At 34.0% G+C, this 21,665-nt stretch carries 17 protein-coding genes; 7 read left to right on the top strand and 10 right to left on the bottom strand.

The annotated features are described in order from the left end of the window. Genes Q4500_RS05555 through panC form a run of 4 tightly spaced genes read right to left on the bottom strand, consistent with a single transcriptional unit; the run spans position 1 to position 3,355 of the window. Positions 1–1,143 carry an alpha/beta hydrolase gene (locus Q4500_RS05555; RefSeq protein ID WP_303598726.1) on the bottom strand — a complete coding sequence of 381 codons (1,143 nt, stop codon included), beginning with the start codon at positions 1,141–1,143 and terminating at the stop codon, positions 1–3. 26 nt (positions 1,144–1,169) lie between these two features. Then, positions 1,170–2,135: a lysylphosphatidylglycerol synthase transmembrane domain-containing protein gene (locus tag Q4500_RS05550; RefSeq protein ID WP_303598725.1), complete on the bottom strand. Its 966-nt coding sequence runs from the start codon at positions 2,133–2,135 to the stop codon at positions 1,170–1,172. Between the two features lie 3 nt (positions 2,136–2,138). Further along, positions 2,139–2,489, bottom strand: coding sequence for an aspartate 1-decarboxylase (panD, locus tag Q4500_RS05545; protein WP_303598724.1), 351 nt, complete (start codon positions 2,487–2,489; stop codon positions 2,139–2,141). Between the two features lie 8 nt (positions 2,490–2,497). Next, complete coding sequence (gene panC / locus Q4500_RS05540; RefSeq protein ID WP_303598723.1) at positions 2,498–3,355, bottom strand: pantoate--beta-alanine ligase; 858 nt, start codon at positions 3,353–3,355, stop codon at positions 2,498–2,500. Positions 3,356–3,445: 90 nt separating this feature from the next. Here panC and Q4500_RS05535 point away from each other — a divergent pair, with 90 nt between their 5' ends. The 7 genes from Q4500_RS05535 to Q4500_RS05505 all read left to right on the top strand — a co-directional run bounded on the left by Q4500_RS05535 (position 3,446) and on the right by Q4500_RS05505 (position 14,846). After that, positions 3,446–4,255, top strand: coding sequence for a glycogen/starch synthase (locus tag Q4500_RS05535; protein WP_303598722.1), 810 nt, complete (start codon positions 3,446–3,448; stop codon positions 4,253–4,255). Between the two features lie 5 nt (positions 4,256–4,260). Further along, positions 4,261–6,189: a DUF4270 domain-containing protein gene (locus Q4500_RS05530; RefSeq protein WP_303598721.1), complete on the top strand. Its 1,929-nt coding sequence runs from the start codon at positions 4,261–4,263 to the stop codon at positions 6,187–6,189. A 156-nt stretch (positions 6,190–6,345) separates the two neighbouring features. After that, the gene (gene glmS, locus Q4500_RS05525; protein WP_303598720.1) at positions 6,346–8,190 is read left to right on the top strand and encodes a glutamine--fructose-6-phosphate transaminase (isomerizing); all 1,845 of its coding nucleotides are present in this window, start codon (positions 6,346–6,348) and stop codon (positions 8,188–8,190) included. A 266-nt stretch (positions 8,191–8,456) separates the two neighbouring features. Further along, positions 8,457–11,261, top strand: a complete 2,805-nt coding sequence (locus tag Q4500_RS05520) for a TonB-dependent receptor (protein ID WP_303598719.1) — start codon at positions 8,457–8,459, stop codon at positions 11,259–11,261. 18 nt (positions 11,262–11,279) lie between these two features. After that, positions 11,280–12,812, top strand: a complete 1,533-nt coding sequence (locus Q4500_RS05515; RefSeq protein ID WP_303598718.1) for a G-D-S-L family lipolytic protein — start codon at positions 11,280–11,282, stop codon at positions 12,810–12,812. 167 nt (positions 12,813–12,979) lie between these two features. Further along, positions 12,980–14,488, top strand: a complete 1,509-nt coding sequence (gene atpD / locus Q4500_RS05510) for a F0F1 ATP synthase subunit beta (RefSeq protein WP_303598717.1) — start codon at positions 12,980–12,982, stop codon at positions 14,486–14,488. Positions 14,489–14,567: 79 nt separating this feature from the next. Next, complete coding sequence (locus tag Q4500_RS05505) at positions 14,568–14,846, top strand: F0F1 ATP synthase subunit epsilon (protein ID WP_303598716.1); 279 nt, start codon at positions 14,568–14,570, stop codon at positions 14,844–14,846. 54 nt (positions 14,847–14,900) lie between these two features. Here Q4500_RS05505 and Q4500_RS05500 read toward each other — a convergent pair whose 3' ends face one another. The 6 genes from Q4500_RS05500 to Q4500_RS05475 form a co-directional block, all read right to left on the bottom strand. Continuing rightward, the gene (locus Q4500_RS05500; protein ID WP_036157206.1) at positions 14,901–15,107 is read right to left on the bottom strand and encodes a helix-turn-helix transcriptional regulator; all 207 of its coding nucleotides are present in this window, start codon (positions 15,105–15,107) and stop codon (positions 14,901–14,903) included. A gap of 2 nt (positions 15,108–15,109) precedes the next feature. Next, the gene (locus Q4500_RS05495) at positions 15,110–15,949 is read right to left on the bottom strand and encodes a hypothetical protein (protein WP_303598715.1); all 840 of its coding nucleotides are present in this window, start codon (positions 15,947–15,949) and stop codon (positions 15,110–15,112) included. A 68-nt stretch (positions 15,950–16,017) separates the two neighbouring features. After that, complete coding sequence (locus Q4500_RS05490; RefSeq protein WP_303598714.1) at positions 16,018–16,551, bottom strand: GNAT family N-acetyltransferase; 534 nt, start codon at positions 16,549–16,551, stop codon at positions 16,018–16,020. Beyond that, a complete protein-coding gene (locus tag Q4500_RS05485) occupies positions 16,552–18,351 on the bottom strand; it encodes a M61 family metallopeptidase (RefSeq protein WP_303598713.1) in 1,800 nt (599 codons plus the stop codon). 74 nt (positions 18,352–18,425) lie between these two features. Next, positions 18,426–18,836, bottom strand: coding sequence for a response regulator (locus Q4500_RS05480; protein WP_303598712.1), 411 nt, complete (start codon positions 18,834–18,836; stop codon positions 18,426–18,428). Then, the gene (locus Q4500_RS05475; protein WP_303598711.1) at positions 18,833–21,487 is read right to left on the bottom strand and encodes a PAS domain S-box protein; all 2,655 of its coding nucleotides are present in this window, start codon (positions 21,485–21,487) and stop codon (positions 18,833–18,835) included. Before Q4500_RS05475 ends, Q4500_RS05480 begins: the two co-directional genes overlap by 4 nt. Positions 21,488–21,665 lie beyond the last annotated feature (178 nt).

The raw sequence follows: 21,665 nt of genomic DNA, 5'->3' as shown, positions 1-21,665 counted from the left end.
TTAAAAACCGAAATCGGCTTTTAGTGCATCCATTTTTTCAAGGGCCATTTCTTTAGTTAAAAAATCTATTTCTTCCATTTGAAATGACTTTTCAAATGTTCTTAATGCTTTTTTAGGTTCACCAAGTTGTTCGTAGTACTCAGCTTCAAAATAAAAACCTAACATAGTTTGTGGGTATTCTTTTTTACACAAGTCAGATAAAGGTTTTAACGACTCAAAATCTTCTTTCTTTCTAGATGCCGCATATATTGCCATAATGTCGTTTAATTCAACAGGCTTGCTAAAACCGAACATGTCTTCAATACCTTGGTATTTGTTTTCTAAATAATTGTAAACTGGCTCTTCGCTAGTTAGAATTTGAGTCTTGTATTCTTTCGGACTGATAGGTTTAAACATTCCGAAGATATTATCAAATGCTTTACCAATACCGTAGGTGGCGACAGATATATGATCCGCATTTGTATATTCATCAAAGAAATAATGCAAAGACTCTTTGTCTATGGCTTTCAGACCTTTATCCATTGCTAGAATTCGTTGCTTGTCATTACTGGCCTCACCTTCTACGATTAACTGGTAGAATATCTGATTTTCAATAATACCTAATCGCATAGGTACTCTACTTTCCATTTCTGGAGCAAGAGTAGGTGAAATACTCACATAACCATCAAAAATAGAATTGTCTTTGAACAACCAATAGTTCATGAAATTGGCTGTAATATCATATCCAACAATCATTTTAAAAGGTGCTGTACTATAATTAAGGTCTAGGTAAGGTATTAGCTCCATTCCTATAAATTCATAAAAACTTTTGCCTTTTTCTGAAGGTAGACCACTATCTCTGTCAAAGGCACAATCTTCATATCTTAAATCATTTTCGCTTTGGTTAATCCCCACGATAATGCTCTGAGGCATACCATGAAAACGACTATAAAATTTTGAATTTGCCACTACCTGTTCAAATAGATATTCACCGTCAAGTACAATGATCAAAGGGTACTTTTTGGATTCATCCATGTTCTCAGGAAAATAGTAATGTACATCTCTTCGTTCTTGAAGTTTAAAAGATTCGAAGATTTCTTGTGTCACTTGTGCATAGGAGGTTATCCCAAATAAAAGTGCGAATATTAAAGCTATATAGCGCATAAAAGGTAATTGTTAGTTGAAAAAAACTATTTACTACGGTTTAATAACGGTAATAAAAGAAAAGATATTGCACCAAAAACAACTATCATTAGAGTCTGTGCAATCCATATAATCCATCCGAAGGCATCACCAGATACTGCACTGATCCCGAAGATGGCTAAAGCGCTACTTACGGCAATGGGATAAAGACCTATACCGCCATTGGTAGTTGCCATGGCAAAAGCCCCAGCCACAAAGGCTACCAAGAGTTGACTTAGCGTTAATGAAATGGTTTCTGGAACTGTAAATTTTATAATCCAAAGCATGCCGATATAGCATCCCCAAATGAAGAAAGTATGAATAATAAATAACCATTTATTTTTCATTTTAAAAATACTGAACACTCCGTCAAGAAGTCCTTTTACAAATGTTTTGATTTTTTGCGCAAATGCACTCTTAGATTTTTTAATGATAAAAATGAAAACAAAGAATAAAGCTATAACCGCAAGTGCCAGAAGTATGAGCCCGGTGGCATTGAAGCCGCGTTCTTGAAGAATACCCATAATAACATCGGTCTGTAGTAAAAATGCGACTGTTACTATTAAAAGTAGCATAATTACATCTATAACCCTTTCGGTTACAATAGTGCCAAATCCTTTTTCAAAAGGAACGTTTTCGTATGTTGTAAGTGCTGTAGCTCGTAATATTTCACCAGTTCTGGGGATACCTAAATTGGCAAAATAAGAGGTTAATATAATTAAGATGTTATTTGTGAGTTTAGGCTTGTATCCTAAAGGTTCTAAAAGATAATTCCAGCGAACCGCTCTAGAAATATGCCCTAGTATGCCTAATAAAACAGAAAGAAATACATAAAGCGGGTTCGCTTCTTTAATGTAAAAGATGATTTCTTTTCTATTTTCTGGTGTTGTTGAATTGTAAGAGTACCAAACTAAAAAAACTCCCAATGCAATTGGGAGTATGATCTTAAGATTTTTTTTTAGGGTATTCGTCAACTTTTAGGTTAAAAGATTATTTGCTTCATTAGGAAAAACTAAAGAAGGGTTGAATTTTTTTGCATCTTCAATATCCATCCAAGTATAAGAAATTAAAATTAAAATATCACCTACAGATACTTTTCTTGCTGCGGCTCCATTTAGGGTGATTTCTCCACTTTTTCTAGGGCCAGGAATAATGTAGGTTTCTAATCTTTCGCCATTGTTATTATTGACAATCTGAACTTTTTCGCCACGAATAAAATTTGCGGCATCCATTAAATCTTCATCAATAGTAATACTACCTACATAATTAAGGTCGGCACCAGTAACTTTTACTCGATGTATTTTTGATTTAACTATTTCTACTTGCATATCTTATACTAATTTAAGGCTATATTATCTATTAGTCTTACGTCTTCAACATAAACGGCAATAAACGCCCTGTATTTTACATTATTTATTTTATTTTGAATTGGGGTCAATGTTTCAATATCTGTAATATCAAAATATTCTAATTGAAATTGGTCGGATTTTTCAAACTCATTAATCACCCAATCTTTAATTTTTAGTGCATTTTCCATGCCAAATTTTATTTTGGCAGTTTTTAGTGTATCATATATAAACGCAGCTTTAAGTCGTATTTTTTCGCTTAACCTTTCGTTTCTCGAGCTCATTGCCAAACCATGATTTTCTCGTATTATTTCACAACCAATTATTTCAACAGGTAAATGTTGTATTTCGGTAAGTTTTTGAATGATACGTAATTGTTGAAAATCTTTCTCTCCAAAATAAGCTCTCGCAGGTTTTACAGTTTTAAGAAGCTCTTCTACTATGGTACCGACACCATTAAAATGGTCATCTCTAAATTCGCCTTCCATGACCTTATCAAGTCCTTCAAAATCATAGATTTTTGGTATAACGGTGTCTGGGTATATATCGGCTACATCTGGCGCGAAAACAATAATAGTATCTGAAATAGCTGAAATTAATTGAACATCAGAGGCTAAAGTTTTAGGGTATTTGTCTAAATCTTCTTTATTATTAAATTGAGTAGGATTGATAAAAATACTTACAACAACATTCTTATTTTCTTCAACTGCTTTTTGTATTAGCGATGCATGCCCCTTATGTAGCGCGCCCATAGTGGGTACAAGACCTAAGTCTTGATTGTCGCCTAATTTATTTAGTTCTTCTGTTAGCTTGGTTTTGGTCTGTATTACCGGCATTGAAAAGTTCATTAGCGAGCAAACTTACTATAATTACTGCTAATCTCTATATTTTTTGTAATTTTGCAGTTGCGTTTCAGTGAAAAATAAAATATAACCTCTATGAATGGTAAAAAGATATTATTTGTATCTTCTGAATTAGTTCCTTACTTACCCGAAAACGAAGTTTCCCTAATGTCTTATGAAACACCTAGAATGGTCAACAGTAATGGTGGTCAAATTAGGATTTTTATGCCTAGATACGGGAACATTAACGAAAGAAGGCATCAATTACACGAAGTAATTAGATTATCAGGTATGAACTTGGTCATCAATGATATGGATATGCCATTGATTATTAAGGTAGCATCTATACCTAAAGAGAGAATTCAAGTTTACTTCATCGATAACGAAGAGTACTTTAAGCGTAAAGCTACATTTACAGATAAGGAAGGAAACCTTTTTCCAGATAACGACCAACGTGCAATTTTCTTTGCAAAAGGAGTTATGGAAACGGTTAAAAAATTAAATTGGTCACCAGATATCATTCATGTACATGGGTGGATGGCAAGTTTATTGCCTTTATATTTGAAAAAATATTATGCTGACGAACCACTTTTTGCAGATAGTAAAATAGTTTTGTCTGTTTACGGTAAAACCTTTGAGGGTGCTTTGGATAAAGATATGATTAAGAAGATATCTTTTGATGGAATTCCCGAAGAAGAAATTGCTTCTTTAGGAGAGCCAACCTATAATAATTTGTTAAAAGTAGCTGTTGATTATTCAGATGCTGTTATTTTAGCATCGGAAGATATTCCTGAGGAATTAGAAAACCATATTTCCAGCCAAGAAAAACCAGTGTTGCCATATGTACCTGTTCAAGAATTTGAAGAGGCATATGCTAATTTTTATAACACCGAAGTTTTAAAATAATCTGAATGAATTTTATTGCTAATTCTGCTCTTCCCAAATTTTCGGGATTGTTATTGATATTGGGTCTTTTGGTTTCTTGTGAGCAAGATTTAACCACCGTAGGTTCGGGTGTAATTGGTAATGAGCCATTTACTACTGGTACAGAAGTGTATGATGTTTTTGCTTACAACAAAAACATTGAGGCTGTGCAGACTAATAAACTGCCAATATATCAGTTAGGTACTTATAATGATCCCATTTACGGTAAAACCGAGGCCTCTGTAACTTCGCAATTGTTTTTAAGTACGACTAACCCTTCTTTTGGAAGTTTCTCTCAAGAAAAAGAAGATAGGGCAGGTACTACGGATGAGCCAATAACAACAGTTCAAGAAAATGAAACTGTTAAAGAAGTCTATCTTTATATACCATTTTTAACAAATACTAATGCTTTAGATACTGATGGTGATGGTGTTGCTGATGAGTTCGATAAAGTGCCGGATAGTGATGATGACTATGATGGTGACGGAGTGTTGAATTCAGTCGAAACGGCTTCTAATACAGATCCATTAGATGATACCAGTGTAGATGAAGATCGAGATGGTTTTAATGATGAAGGGGGCGCGGCAATTATAGCTAATAACTTTGCTAAAAAAGTAGAATTAGATAGTATTTATATTAATGGTGTTAACTATGATGATGTGGGCGGGTCAAATTTACCTTCTTTTAATTTGAAGGTTGAACGTTCTACGTTTTTCTTACGTGACTTGGATCCAAGTGCAAGTTTTCAAGAAGCACAAGCATACTATTCTAATCAAGTTTTTTCGCCTGATTTTGTTACAGGTGATCCATTGTTCGATGGTGTAGTTGAAATTATCGATGAAGAAATATTAATATTGAATGAAGATGACGATTCTACGGAAGATGTAGATGAATCATTGACATTTACAAAACTTCAGCCAGGTATTAGAGTAGCATTAGATAATGAGTTTTTTCAAACTAATATTCTAGATAAAGAAGGTGATTCAGAATTGATCAGTCAATCAAATTTTACTGAGTTTATTCGTGGACTCCACTTTTCAATAACCGATGATACGGGTAACGATGTTATGTTATTGTTTGACTTAAAAAGCTCTAATATTACTATGAGTTATAGTTATACAAACTATGATACTAATGGCACCACAGATGATACAAGTGATGATAATCCAAATAATATTTTAGAAAAAGATTTTACGTTTTCATTCTTGACAGGAAGTACTAGTGGTGCTGTTTCTGGTAATGCGGTAAATACCTTAATTACAGAAAATTACGGTCCTCAGATTGTGCAAGCATTGGATAGCGGTGAAAATGCATCAAGAGTTTATTTAAAAGGAGGTGCAGGTACTTATGCTGAAATTAATCTTTTTGAAGAAGACGGTGGTGAAAGTGTTTTGGAGCAAATTAAAAGTGAAAACTGGGTTATAAATGAAGCTAATTTGGTCTTTTATATAGATAGAGATGAACTAGATGCTTCTGGTAGTAAGCTGGAACCACCAAGACTTTATTTGTATAATGCTGAGAATAAATTTCCTTTGATAAATACGTTGACAGAACAGATTGATTCTGGTTCTCCTGCATTATTTGGTGCTTATCTTAATTATGATGGTGTTATTGAGAAATCTAATGATAAGGGTGTTAAATATTCTGTTAAAATAACTGACCATATTAATAATATGATAGTTAGAGATTCTACAAATGCGACGTTAGCATTGACATTGACTACCAGTATCCAAAATTGGAGCATTGCCGATGCAAAAGTTTCTGATTCAAAGGCTGTCGATGGTATAGAAAGATTGGCTATAACCTCTACGGTAACTCCTTTAGGTACTATTCTTTATGGTGGTAATCTTGAGGCTACAGATCCTGATTTTGACAAAAGGTTAAAACTTGAAATATCGTATACAAAAGCAGATTAGAAAATACTTTTAGTATAGTGTTCCAATTTTATTTAAAGTTTGTATAACACTTCCGAATAATTGACGTTGTATTATCTATATGGTCTAATTACTAGGCTTGTTCGTATATCTAATGTTAGATTAAATATTAGATAAAATTTTCAAATTGTTAGTAATATGTGTGGAATTGTAGGATACATAGGGTATAGGGAAGCTTTTCCTATTGTTATAAAAGGACTTCAAAGATTAGAATATCGTGGTTATGATAGTGCAGGTATTGCATTATTTGATGGTAACCAGATCAATCTAGCCAAAACAAAAGGTAAGGTTGAAGATTTAAAAAATAAAGCTAAAGAGATTTCTCAAAAGGGTACTATTGGTATAGGTCATACTCGCTGGGCAACCCATGGTGTTCCAAATGATGTAAACTCTCATCCTCATTATTCTAATTCAGGCGAATTAGTAATTATCCACAATGGTATTATTGAGAACTATGAGGCTATAAAGCAAGAATTAACAAAACGTGGATATACTTTTCAATCAGATACAGATACTGAAGTTTTAATTAATTTAATAGAAGAAGTTCAAAAGACTGAAAATGTTAAATTAGGAAAAGCTGTACAGATTGCACTTAATCAAGTCGTAGGTGCATATGCTATTGCAGTTTTTGATAAGAAAAAACCAGATGAAATTGTAGTTGCTAAATTAGGAAGTCCTTTGGCAATTGGAATTGGTGAAGGGGAATTTTTTATCGCTTCAGATGCTTCTCCTTTCATTGAGTTTACAAATAATGCTGTTTATCTTGAAGATGAAGAGATGGCGATTATTCGATTAGGAAAGGAAATTAAGCTTAGAAAAATTAAAGATGATTCGGTTGCTTATCCAAGAATTTTGGAGCTTCAAATGAATCTTGAGGAGATTGAAAAAGGTGGTTATGATCACTTTATGTTGAAAGAGATATATGAGCAACCAAGAGCTATAAAAGATACCTATAGAGGTCGTTTGTTGGCTAATCAAGGTATAATCAGGATGGCTGGAATCGACCTTAATATGGAAAAATTCTTAAACGCCAATAGAATTATTATAGTAGCATGTGGTACATCATGGCATGCTGGTTTAGTTGCTGAATATATATTTGAAGATTTGGCAAGAATTCCTGTAGAGGTAGAGTATGCATCTGAATTTAGATATAGAAATCCGGTTATAACAGATAAAGATGTTTTAATTGCTATATCACAATCTGGAGAAACAGCAGATACTTTAGCAGCTATTAAATTAGCTAAAGAAAAAGGTGCTTTCGTTTTTGGAGTATGTAATGTGGTAGGGTCTTCCATTGCAAGAGAAACAGATGCCGGTGCATATACACATGCCGGACCAGAAATTGGTGTTGCATCTACAAAAGCATTTACTACTCAAATTACCGTGTTAACGCTAATGGCATTAAAATTAGCTAAGGCGAAAGGTGTTTTTTCTGAGTCTAGGTATCATGAATATTTAACTGAATTGGAAACAATTCCGAGTAAAGTTGAAAAGGCATTAGAATCAAATACGTTAATTGAAATAATTGCTGATGTTTATAAAGATTCAACTAATTGTCTTTATTTAGGTAGGGGTTATAATTTTCCGGTAGCATTAGAAGGAGCTCTTAAGTTGAAAGAGATTAGTTACATTCATGCAGAGGGTTATCCTGCTGCAGAAATGAAGCATGGTCCTATAGCATTAATCGATGAGCATATGCCTGTTTTTGTAATAGCAACTAAAAAGGGGCATTACGAAAAGGTAGTAAGTAATATTCAAGAAATTAAATCTAGAAAAGGTAAGATTATTGCAATCGTTACTGAAGGTGATGAGCAGGTTAGAGATTTGGCAGATCATGTAATTGAAGTGCCTGAAACTTTAGAAAGCTTAACTCCGTTATTAACTACAATTCCTTTGCAATTACTTTCATATCATATTGCAGTAATGAGAAATTGTAATGTAGATCAACCAAGAAACCTTGCTAAATCGGTTACGGTAGAATAAAATTTATATTTTAGAAGATTATAAAGGGGCGTGATTTATTTCACGTCCCTTTTTTATTTGTATGTGCTTCTTTTTTATGTAGATAAATCAATTTTGGAGAGAATTTCGGAGGGCTGTTATAGTTAAGTTAATTACGTATTTCTTAAAATTACACATATTCGGTTACGAGAATTATACTATGCACGCATAATTTTTTTCAAATTCTTATAGTTCGTTTAAAATAATCTGTATCTTAACCCTCAACTAATTTTAAACTTTGATTAAGAATGAGAACAATACTACTTTTAGCATTGATGGTTATTGGTACTTTTGGGTATTCCCAGACCAATATCAATGGTAATGTTGTTGACCAAAACAACGCGCCTATACCAGGGGCCAATATTGTTATTGTTGGCACAACCATTGGTACAGTAACAGATTTTGATGGTAATTTCAATTTGGCAACATCCGAAGTACCGCCTTTTAAAATAGAGGTATCGAGTATTGGGTATTCTAGTACTACAGAAAGTATCGCTAGTGCAAGCCAAACCGTTACAATTACTTTAAACGAATCACAAACCTTTTTAGATGAGGTTGTTATTTCAGCATCTAGAACTCCAGAACGTATTTTCGAATCGCCAGTTACGGTTGAGAGAATGGGTGTCTCTGAAATAAAGAACACTGCTGCCGCCGATTTCTATGGCGGAATAGAGAATTTAAAGGGTGTTGATGTAAATACTAACAGTTTAACTTTCAAATCTGTAAATACAAGAGGTTTCGCTTCTTTTGCAAATACTCGTTTTATGCAGTTGGTAGACGGTATGGATAATTCTGCACCTGCGTTAAATTTTCCAATAGGTAATCTAGTTGGGTTAACAGAAACAGATGTGTTAAGTGTAGAATTACTGCCTGGCGCTTCTTCTGCATTATACGGTGCAAATGCTTTTAATGGTATATTATTTATGCGAAGTAAAAGTCCGTTTGATTACGAAGGTTTAAGTGTAGCTATTAAAAGAGGTATAACTTCACAAGAAGCCGCTGGTGATAATGCATATACAGATGTTAGTATAAGAGCTGCACATAAATTTAGTAATAAGTTTGCAGCTAAAGTCAATTTTGGTTACTTAGAAGGTACAGATTGGGCAGCAAACAATATAGAAGGAAAAGATGAAAATAACTTTATTGTTACAGGTCGAACCCGTGAAAATGATTTAAACTATAACGGGGTAAATGTATATGGTGATGAAGTAGCTACCGATATTAAAGATGTTGCGCTTACTTTAGAAAGTCTTGGGCGTATTCCAGCAGGTGCTAATGCTTTAATTCCTTCAGTACAGGTAAGTAGAACAGGTTATAACGAAAGTGATCTTACAAATTATAGCGCAAAAAGTATTAAAGCAGATTGGGGACTATATTATAGACCAATTGAAGATAATAGCTTAGAACTTTCTTATGTAGGTAAAGTAGGTACAGGTAATACTATTTATCAAGGTACTAATAGGTATAACATTAATGGTTTCTTTCAAGAGCAACATAAACTAGAAATAAAAAATGATAATTTCTTTGTTCGAGGTTATTTAGTTTCAGATAAATCAGGAGATTCTTATGATATGGTTTTTACGGGAATTAATATTAATAGGGCTTGGAAAAACGACCAACAATGGTTTGGTGAATATACAGGTGCATATCTACAGGCTACATTAGGTGGTGCAACTGATGAACAAGCGCATGCTGCTGGTCGTGCCACTGCTGAAACAGGTAGGTTTCTTCCTGGAACACCAGAATTTCAAGCGGCTTTTGATAGAAGTGTAAGTGATCCAGATCTTAGTACAGGTTCAAAGTTTCAAGATGCATCAAAATATTACCATGCAGATGCAAATTATAACTTTAGCCATTTAATTGATTTTGCAGATATACAAGTTGGTGGGTCTTTTAGGGAATATAGTTTGAATTCTTCGGGTACTATCTACACCGATACTGACGGACCAATTAACTATTCAGAATTTGGTGTCTACACCCAAGTTCAAAAGAATTTACCTTTGTCTGGTGAGAAAAATTTAAAATTGACCGGGTCTGTACGTTATGATAAGTCTGAATTTTTTGACGGTTTCATTTCTCCAAGAATATCTGCAGGTTTAACTATTAATCGAAATCATAATATTAGGGCATCGGCACAAACAGGATTTAGAAACCCTACAACACAAGATCTTTTTATTGGATTGGATGCTGGTAGGGCTATTTTGGTAGGTTCTGCTCCAGATAATCTTGATCGTTACACACGTGATTTTACAATTAGTCAAGCAGGTCAAGATGGTTTTGGACAGCCGACTAGCATCACTCAAACTGGTAGAGCAGCATACGAAAACTCGTATTCTTTAAGTTCGGTGAATGAACTTAGTCAAACAGGTAACCCTGCGGTCTTGGAAATTTCAAATCCAGATATCATAACGCCAGAACAAGTAGCCTCTGTTGAGGTTGGTTATAGAGGTAAAATAGATAAACTAATTATTGATTTTAGTACCTATTATAACAAGTATAAAGACTTCATATCACAAGAAGTAGTAATAGCACCACTATATGGTGTCGTTGGAGATGGTGGATTATCGGTTGCTGCTGTAGCAAATGGTGATTTTCAAGCGTATAGTACTTACACTAATTCTGATGCTGATGTAAATTCATATGGAGCATCTTTAGCTTTAAGTATGAAGGTTTTAGGTAATTACGATTTAGAAGGAAGTTACACGTATACTAAATTGGATTTTGATCGTGAAGCTAATCCGAATTTACAGTTAAATTTCAACACGCCAGAACATAAATTCAAGGCTTCATTTGGAAATACAGAATTATTTGAAAATTTTGGCTTCAATGTATCTTATAGATATAGCGATAATTATTTTTGGGAAGCAACATTTGCTCAGGGTGTAGTGCCTGAATTCCATAATGTCGATGCACAAATAAATTATTCTGTTCCAAGTATAAAATCTACATTTAAGGTAGGGGGTACAAATATATTAGGCGATGAGTATTATACAGCAGTAGGTACTGGTTTCATAGGTTCTATGTACTACTTATCTTGGACAATTAACAACTAATTAAAATCAAAAGTTGAAATGAAAAACTTAAAATATTTATATATTTCTTTAGGTATATTGGCTTTCACGGCTTGTAATGACCCTGAAGATGTTGATCTTAATCCAGCAGAAATGGCTGAAGATCTTCCTGTATTGACAGGGGGGTCGGCAGATTTTTCTAATTATGTTTCTCTAGGAAACTCTTTAACGGCAGGTTTTACAGATGGCGCCTTATTTCAGGCAAGTCAGACATTATCTTTGCCTAATTTATTATCTCAGAAATTTAGTATTGCTGGTGGTGGTAGTTTTACCCAGCCATTGACCAATGATAACTTTGGTGGTTTGGCACTTGCTGGCACTCGTATTCAAAGTCCGAGATTGGTCTTTGGTGGTGCTGGTCCGGTACCCTTAGAATCAATAATCGGAGATGTAACGGTTACAACCGATATTGCATTGAACAACCCAACAGGTCCTTTTAATAATTTAGGCGTACCTGGTGCTAAAAGTTTTCACTTATTGGCACCTGGTTATGGTAACATAGCTAACGTGCAATTAGGTCTTGCTAATCCTTATTTCGTAAGAATGACGGGTGCAACACCAGATATTAGTGTATTACAAATGGCAGTAAGTCAAGCACCGAGCTTTTTCTCTCTTTGGATCGGTAATAATGATGTATTAGGATATGCTACTACAGGTGGTGATGGTACTAACCCTATAACTCCTGTTTCAGGAGCGCCAGGCCAAGGTTTCGACGGTAGTTACGGAGCTTTAATTGCTACATTAACTACAGGGGGTGCACAAGGTGTTGTTGCAAATATTCCTAATGTTACAGATGTTCCGCATTTCACAACTGTTCCTTATAATCCGATTCCATTAGATGCAGTTACAGCAGCAGCAGTTAATAATGCATATGCGGCATATAATGGTGGTTTGCAAGCTGCATTTGCAGCATTAGCGGGAACAGGATTGTTTACGCAAGAAGAGGTTGATGCTAGAACTATAGTTTTTGCTGCTGCTGAGAATAATGCAGTGGTTATAGAAGATGAAACACTAACTGATTTAGGAGCTATAAATCCTGCCTTTGAAGGTTTACCACAAATAAGACAAGCTACTGAAGACGATTTATTCGTTTTGCCAGCTTCTTCATTTATTGGTACAGAAGCTATTCCTGGAAACCCTTTAACAGTTAATGGTGTGGCCATACCATTAGCCGACAAGTGGGTTTTGATACCTAGCGAGCAAGAAGAAATTGCGGTAGCTACGGCAGCATTTAATGAAATTATTGCAGCTACAGCTAGTCAAGCTGGTTTAGCTTTGGTAGATGCAAATACATTGTTGAATCAATTGGCAAATGGTGGTATTACAAGTGGAGATTTCACTTTAACCTCTAATTTAGTTACGGGTGGTGCCTTCTCTTTAGATGGCATTCATCCTACGGCAAGGGGGTATGCACTGTTGGCAAATGAATTTATGAAATCAATTGATGCAACTTATGATTCAAATTTTGAAGCATCGGGTAATTTATTAAATGTAGGAGATTATCCAACAAATTACTCTCCAGCACTACAATAAACGTATATAAAATAGTAAGATTTAAAAGGTGCTTTATAGGCACCTTTTTACTTTTATAAAAAAGGGAAAAAACAATTTTTCTTTAAAATTGAAAACTATATCTTTGCAGCCTGAAAATGAGAGCATTTTTCAGGTTATATTAAACGTAATACATAAACAAATAAGTAATGTCAAAAGTTACAGGTAAAGTTTCGCAAATCATTGGACCCGTGGTTGATGTAGAATTTCAGTCAGGTGCTGATCTTCCTAGAATCTATGATTCCTTAGAAATTGTAAAAAAGGATAACTCGATTTTAGTATTAGAAGTACAATCTCATGTTGGTGAAAACACGGTAAGAACTATTTCAATGGATTCTACTGATGGTTTAAGCAGAGGAGTAGATGTAGTTGCTACAGGAAGTGCGATACAAATGCCAGTAGGTGATGATGTATACGGTCGTTTATTCAATGTGATCGGTGATGCTATTGATGGTTTAGGTAATTTACCTAAAGCAGGAAAAGCAGGTCTTCCAATACACAGAGAAGCGCCAAAATTCGAAGATCTTTCAACTTCTACTGAAGTTTTATTTACAGGTATTAAAGTAATCGATTTGATTGAGCCTTATGCAAAAGGTGGTAAAATTGGATTGTTTGGTGGTGCTGGTGTTGGTAAAACTGTATTGATTCAAGAATTGATCAATAATATTGCAAAAGGTCATGGTGGTCTTTCTGTATTCGCAGGTGTTGGTGAAAGAACTCGTGAAGGAAATGATTTACTTCGTGAGATGTTAGAATCTGGTATTATAAAATACGGTGACGATTTCATGCATTCTATGGAAGAAGGCGGATGGGATCTTACTAAAGTTGATAAAGAATCAATGAAAGGTTCAAAAGCGACTTTCGTTTTTGGTCAAATGAACGAACCACCAGGAGCACGTGCTAGAGTTGCACTTTCAGGTTTGACGATTGCTGAGTATTTCCGTGATGGAGCAGGTGAAGGTCAAGGTAAAGATGTACTTTTCTTCGTAGATAACATTTTCCGTTTTACACAAGCAGGTTCAGAGGTATCGGCATTATTAGGTCGTATGCCATCTGCGGTAGGTTACCAACCAACTTTGGCAACAGAGATGGGTGCTATGCAAGAGCGAATTACATCAACAAAAAGAGGTTCTATTACTTCTGTACAGGCGGTTTACGTACCTGCGGATGATTTAACGGATCCAGCACCGGCAACAACGTTTGCTCACTTAGATGCAACAACGGTATTGTCTCGTAAAATTGCTGAGCTAGGTATTTACCCAGCAGTTGATCCTTTAGATTCAACGTCAAGAATTTTAACAGCTGATATTTTAGGTGATGAGCATTATGATTGTGCTCAAAGGGTAAAAGAGCTTTTACAACGTTATAAAGAACTTCAAGATATTATTGCCATATTAGGTATGGAAGAATTGTCTGAAGAAGATAAATCTGCCGTAGGTAGAGCAAGACGTGTACAACGTTTCTTATCTCAACCTTTCCACGTAGCAGAGCAATTTACAGGTCTTAAGGGGGTTTTAGTTGATATTAAAGAGACTATAAAAGGATTTAACATGATTATGGATGGTGAATTAGATCACTTACCAGAATCTGCTTTTAACCTTAAAGGTACTATCGAAGAGGCTATTGAAGCTGGTGAAAAAATGTTGACTGAAGCTTAAATCTAGTAAACAGTAGGCGGTAGCAGTTTGCAGTTTTGCATTCTATTACTGAACACTGATTACTGAATACTGAAAAAATATGTATTTAGAAATTGTATCACCAGAAGCAACATTATTTGCAGGCGAAGTAACTTCGGTTACGGTACCAGGTATAAATGGGGAGTTTCAAATGTTAAAAGACCACGCCCCAATTGTATCATTGTTACAAGAAGGTAAGGTTAAGATTTCAGGTAATATTTCTTTAGATGAAGAATATGCCTCTAAGTTTAGTAAAGATGCTAGCGGTAGTACAGTATTACAGATTTCTAGCGGTACTATTGAGCTTAAGAATAATAAAGTAATTGTACTTGCAGATTAGTAAGTAGAATACCTAATAAGTTTTAAAGGCTACACTGAAAAGTGTAGCCTTTTTTTATTCCTTTTCATATGCTAGAATATCTGCAGGCTGACAATCTAAAGCTTTGCAGATTGCCTCTAGAGTAGAGAAACGAATAGCTTTAGCTTTACCTGATTTTAAAATAGAAAGGTTAGCTTCGGTTATACCGATCATTTCGGCTAGCTCTTTGCTTTTCAAATTTCGCTCTGCTAATACGGTGTTTAAGTTTACGACGATACTCATAGTTATATGGTTAGGTCGTTTTCTTGTTTAAGAACTTCACCTTGATTGAATAAAAAACCGATTATTATAATCGATAGACCAAGTATAAAAATTGAAAGGTTAAAATCTAAACGTGGAGTAATGTTAATATAGAGTCCCCGATCAAAAAATACATTATTTAACAGGCTATCTACCCTTATTACGGTAAAGTATTTACTTATAATTAATATTAAAGAGGTATTAATAAACTGATAACCTAAAATTATAAAACCAATAACTCTTGTCTTGATAGCAAGTGATTTACTAAAATTTAAATCGATCCTTAATTTTTTAAAGATTTGAATCATAATTAATAAAATAACCAGCACAACAATCGCTAGATAGGTTCTTAAGGCTAAAAGAAATTTTATCCAGAAAATGTTCGAATTTAATCTTGCATAACCTTTAGAACTTAAATTGTTGGCAGTATATGTAATGGTAAAGGAATTCTTTAATTCTTTAGTTATTTGGTAAAAGTTCTCTTCAAGTTTGGGCCATACGGTTATTTCGTTAGTTATTTTATTTTTTAGATCTTTTTTATCTGCAGAAATTGGTTGGAGATTTTGTTGATCTTTATAATTGCGATAGCTGTTTTGAGAATCGTTGGATAAGTTGGTAATAACAGAATCTGGAATAGAAGTTTGTATGGTAATTGGAAAATTATATCCAACGGAATGATGATTACTGCTTTGAAAATTTCCAACTTGTGATGATTTAGAAAACGTTTCAAAACTGACAACGTAAATTGTCATTGCTAAAGCAAATACAAAGGCAATTATGGAGAAGTAATATAAAAATGAAAGTAAAGCTTTATTATATTTCATAATATAATTATTGTTTAACGATAACAAATATATAAAAATTATCGAAAAACAATAATAATTTTTTTTGATTAACCAGTCCTCAAAGAAATCAATTCCCAATCTTGCCCTAAGGAATTGTAAGTACAAATTTTCTCAAACCCTACGGCGTAATGTGCCCCAAGAGAACGGGAGTTGGTTGCGTCAACTTCGGTGATAATGGCATCATATTTTGGGTAAGAAGCAATTCTCATAGCGTTGTAAAGTCCTCGGAAAATTCCCATTTTTCTATGGGTCTTAGCAACACATATTTGCCCCATGGTAATAAAATTTTTAATGTTTACGTTTTTTAATTCGGTAAACATAGGTCTTAAAACAGAGATTTCATCTTTAAAGTCATCGGTCATTGAAAGGGCGTAACCAACTACCTTATCTTCATCTTTTGCAATAACATGCGGACAAGCATTATTCATTCTAGTAAGTACATCTAAAGTGTGGTGTACAGTAACGAAACCTTCTTTTTCCATTTCATCGCTAGAAACAGAAGATTTTAAATTCATCTGCTGTAAAGAAAGAATCTGTATTAATTCTTCATTTGTTGTGGCGGTAGTATATATCAAATTCATTTACTCAATTTTTAACCAAGCTTTGCGGGCTTTTAATATTTTTTTTGAAGGAGCTTCTTCATTTTTCTCAATCAAACTAATAGTGTATTTAGGGTCAGCGGTCAAGGTGACTTCGGTTTTCCTTTCCATTCCATCTCTCAAAAAGCTTATTGAAAGTTTGTCATTTGGCTTAAATTCATTTTCTATGAACTTGTTGAGCTGAATGCCGTTGGGGAATTTTTCGCCATTAATAGCAGTAATGATATCGCCTTTATCTAGCCCAGCAATATAAGCGGGACTCCCCATTTTGGTATTGCTTCGAATTTTACCATTAAAATCGTCTGTTATAGATACAGCGGCGCCAAAATAAGCAGCTTCTTTGTTTTGAGATAAACTTACCCCAACGGTTTTAAATAGTTCGGTATACCGCGGCATTTCGCTTTTGTAAATAAAACTATTGAAGAAGTTATTACCAAATTCTTCTCCTGCGTAAATGTTCAAAGTTTTATTCAAGTTTTCAATGTTATACGTATTTTCAGATTTCCCATAGGCAGTCCAAACCAGTTTCATGAAATCATCTAGATTCAAGTCTTTCTCTCTTAAAGAAAGGTCAAGAGCCAAACCGAGAACGCTACCGTAAGAATAGTAAGAAATAAAGGTATTTTCTCGATTTACGGGATCAACAGAGGTAGAGGCGTCTACGAAAGGAGCTTGGTAACTCATTTCTATGGGGTTAAAAAATTGTCTTGCAGGTGAATTCCATACATAATTGAAAGTCCCCGTTAATCCCTCTACATATTTTTTAGGTGTAATTAATCCTGCTCTGCAAAGTATCAGATTGGTGTAGTAGCTGGTAAAACCTTCTGCAAACCAAAGCTCACCGCTCATGTTAGCTTCTTCAAAATTAAAGGGTTCTAAAGATTTTGGTCGTATACGTTCAACGTTCCAACTATGAAAAAACTCATGAGAAACGGTACCAATATTACCATCCATGCCGCCATTTGCCAAAGTTCTAGTGCTGGTTAAAATGGTAGAATTTCTGTGCTCCATACCATCACCAGAAGCATTTAGTATATAGCAGGCTAAAAAGGTATAAGATCCATAATCAAATGTAGGTAGTTCACCAAAAACCTCTTTTTCAGCCAGAACAACTTTTTTTACTTTCTCAAAATATTGATCAGCTTCTTCTTCGGTACCAGGGTCGTGCAATGCTAATTTAATGGTTTGACCGTCTACAGTGAATTCGCGAACCTTGTGGTTGCTCAGTTCGGTAGGGCTATCCATAAAATAATACAGATTGGGTGCGCTATAGGTATGGTCTTTTACTTGAGGTAATTGCGTAGCTATCTTCCAATTAAGATCATCTCTTGTGTTAAAATCTACTTCTATTTTTCTGTCTTTAAGAGAAGGAGCATACATAAATGTAGTCGGAATATTTAAATGCGCATGTGTTTCATCAATTTGAGAATAGGTGCCATCGCCTCTATTTGCAAAAAGGATATACGATATTTTAACGGTGCCATCATGCCCGGAAATGTTCCATGAATACGGATTTGTTCTTGAAACAATTAGGTCATTTCCTTTGCTGTCTGTAGCCTTAAAGCTGTAAACGTTTTTCGCAAATTCATGTAGCGCATACCTACCTGGCGAAGTTCTGCTCATTCTAAGTGGTAGAGTATCAGATTTTATATTTTGAAATGTAGCCGAAATAGTTGCCTCATGATGTTCGGCATTTTCGAATGAGATTGAATAGGTATTGGTTTGTGCAAATAGTTGAATCGATTGTAAACCAAATAATAATAAAACAAGAAGATAGCGCATACTATGATTTTTAGCTAAGATAATGAAGCTATTTCATGTAGTATACAGTTTAATTTTATAAAATGTATAGGAGATTATATGGTTTGATTTTTTTCGAATTTATCTTCAATAGTTTCTTTAATGCCATTTAAATGATATTCGGTAATTGGTTTGGTTACAAAATCTATTACCAAGGGTTTTTTCTTTAAACGTTCTATGTCATTACGATAAGCTGAAGATGTTAAAATAAAAACCATACAGTTATCAACTTTTGCAAACGTTTCTAATTGATCCATAAATTCCCAGCCGTTCATTATGGGCATATTAAGATCAAGAAATATAATATAGTTGTTCGATTCTGAATACCTTTCAGTTAAATATTCTATTGCAGGCTTTCCATTAGAAAAACTAATAATCTCACCCTTTAATTCGGCATGTTTAATTCCTTTTTCGAGTAAAAAAGTAAAAATTGGATCGTCTTCAATTAGTAATAGTTGATACTTCATTTATTTTCTTCTATATCAATTACATTAATGGTGTTTTCAACAATGTCTCTAATAATATGGTCTATCTCATCTGCCGAGGTAAATATATAATTTAGTACTTGTTCTTTTTCTTCTGCGTTCAATTTTCCTTTATCGTCAGTCAATAAATTTATTAAGCCCATTAATCTTGCAACAGGTGCTCTAACAATATGAGATTGTGTCCATGCAATTTTTTTAAGTTGAGCATTTTGTTCTTCAATTGCGTTTAAGTGTTGCACTTTAGTGGTAACATCTTTAGAATTGACAACTATACCTTTAATGGTAGGCTCATCGAGTTTGTTGGTGATTGCAGTTTCTAACCAGACCCAGTGACCAGATCCATGCTTAAAACGAAATGGTTTAATATTCACTTGTGGTATGTCAAGAACCTTCATGAATTCGTTGTAAACAGTATCATAATCATCTGGATGAACATGATTAAAAGCATTGGTGCCTACAAACTCTTCTGGGGTAATATTTAAAATTTTAGTAGAGGTAGGGCTAGCATAAGAGAAAATTGCCTTTTCATCAACAATGCAAATCATATCACTACCTTCTTGAACCAATGTTTTGTAACGACGTTCGCTATTTTCTAATTTCTCTTCAGCTTTTCTCTTTGCGGTAATATCTCTAGTAGTAACAACTAGTCCGTTTATTGAAGGCTCATTGAGTTGGTTGGTTATGATGTTTTCGAACCATTTCCATTCACCATTAATATCTTTAAATCTAAACGAATCTATTTCAACAGAATCATTGTCTAATATAGAACTAAATCTTTCCTTAACCCTTTCTACATCATTTACGTGTATATAGTCAAATGCATTCGTGCCAATATATCTTTCTGGAGCGGCACCTAGTACTTTCATTGTGCTAGGGCTCACATAGGTAAAAATCCCTTCAAGATCAACAATTGAAATAATGTCACTACTTTCTTGAACCAGGGTTTTAAATCGGCGTTCACTGTTTTTTAATAGTAATTCAGCTTTTTTCTTTTCAGTATTATCTCTTGCAATGCAATAATAGACGCGATCTTTTTTATCCCAATTAGATGACCATAACATAGGTATAATAGCTCCATTTTTGTGCATATACCTATTTTCAAAATTGACAACCTTTTTACCAGATAAAACAGATTCGGCAGAATCTTCGGTTAATTTAATGTCTTCATCATAAACCAATTCAAGATACCGGGTACCTATGATGTCTTTAGGTTCATAACCCCAAATTTGTTTACATGCTTTATTGATACTTAAGAAATATCCTTCTTCATCTATAGTACAAATAATGTCTAGAGAAGTATCCATAATTTTCTGTAACTCTTCTTTAGAATTTATAAGTACTTGTTGAGATAATACTTCTGATGTAATATCTTTAGAGAAACAAGTAATACCTGTTTTTTCACCTTCTTTATTATATAATAGGTCAAATGAAGTAAGCCCATAAGTCGTCCAGAATTTCTTTGGATCTTGAATTTTTTGTTTTATCGAAAATGGACCACTTGTAAGTACTTTTTTATAATACGATTTCCATTTTTTAGTTACTTGAGCTGCTACTTGGTCAGAAAAAACCAGGTCACCTTCATTAAAAGGTTGACCTTGAATTTTATTGACTAGTTGGTGAAATGCGGTATTTGCAGTTATAAGCCTATATTCTAAATCAATAGACCACATTAAGTCTTTAGTGCTATTGATCATAGCTTCTTGGTTATTTTTAACTCTTTGAAGCTCTGTGGTATAATTCTTTTTTTCAGTTATATCTTGCACGGTACCGTACATTAACTGTGGTTTCTTGTTATCACTCCACTGAAGTACTTTGCCCTTGTCTTGTATCCATTTGTAAGTACCGTCTTTTTGTAGCATTCTATACTGTACACTACAATCGCTAGAAGGATAGCTTAAGCAAGCAAGCATTTTTTTCTTTACTTCTTCTAAATCATCTTTGTGAATAAGGCTAAACCATGTATCGGTTTTAAATTCTGATAAAGATGCTTTATTAATGCCATAAATATCAAGTGCCTGTTCATTTAATGTAAGTGAGTCGTTGCAAAGATTGCGTTCCCAAATACCAATTCCTGTTGCATTAACAATATTGTTTAAAAGCTTACCTTTTTGTTCTAGATCTATTTTTTGATCTTCTTCAATTTTTTTAGATTTACGAAGTTCAAACAATTGTATTACTTGATTTGCAAGTGTTTGAAGACCCTTAATTTGAACTTCGCTAAGTTGTTTTGGTTTGTAATCTAAAACACAAAGGGTACCAAGGCGTTGACCATTTTCTGTGGTTAACGATGCACCGGCATAAAAACCAATATTCGGGTCGTTTTTTACTAAATTATAATCACGAAATCTTTTATCTTTATGGGTGTCTTCTACTACTAATAAATTAATGTCATCTGCAATGACATGCTTGCAGAAAGAGTCTTCTAAAGGTGTGCCATTAATATCTAATCCAAAATGAGATTTAAAAAATTGCCTTTTATCATCTACTAAAGAAATAAGGCTTGTAGGTGTATCACAAATAGAGGCTGCAAGTGATGTTATCTCATCATAGATGACCTCAGGGTGCGTATCCATAATGTCATAAGACATCAATGTTTCTAATCTATTCGTATCTAAAATATTACTCCCTTTCATTTAATCCTTATCAAAAGACATGTACTTAATCTAATACTTTAACGTTAAAGTAGGAAATTTCTTTAAAAAAGAGGCAAAAATATGCTTTAAGTTTATTTTTCGCACGTATAAAATCCTTTTTATTTCACAATTTTTAATATTTATAAGTAACTATTAGTCAGATTTTTAAAATGATTTT

Origin of the sequence: Maribacter sp. 1_MG-2023, assembly GCF_030547005.1 — a bacterium.
GTDB lineage: Bacteria > Bacteroidota > Bacteroidia > Flavobacteriales > Flavobacteriaceae > Maribacter.
Note: the sequence above shows the minus strand (reverse complement) of the source record. Positions and strands in the feature narration are given on the sequence as shown.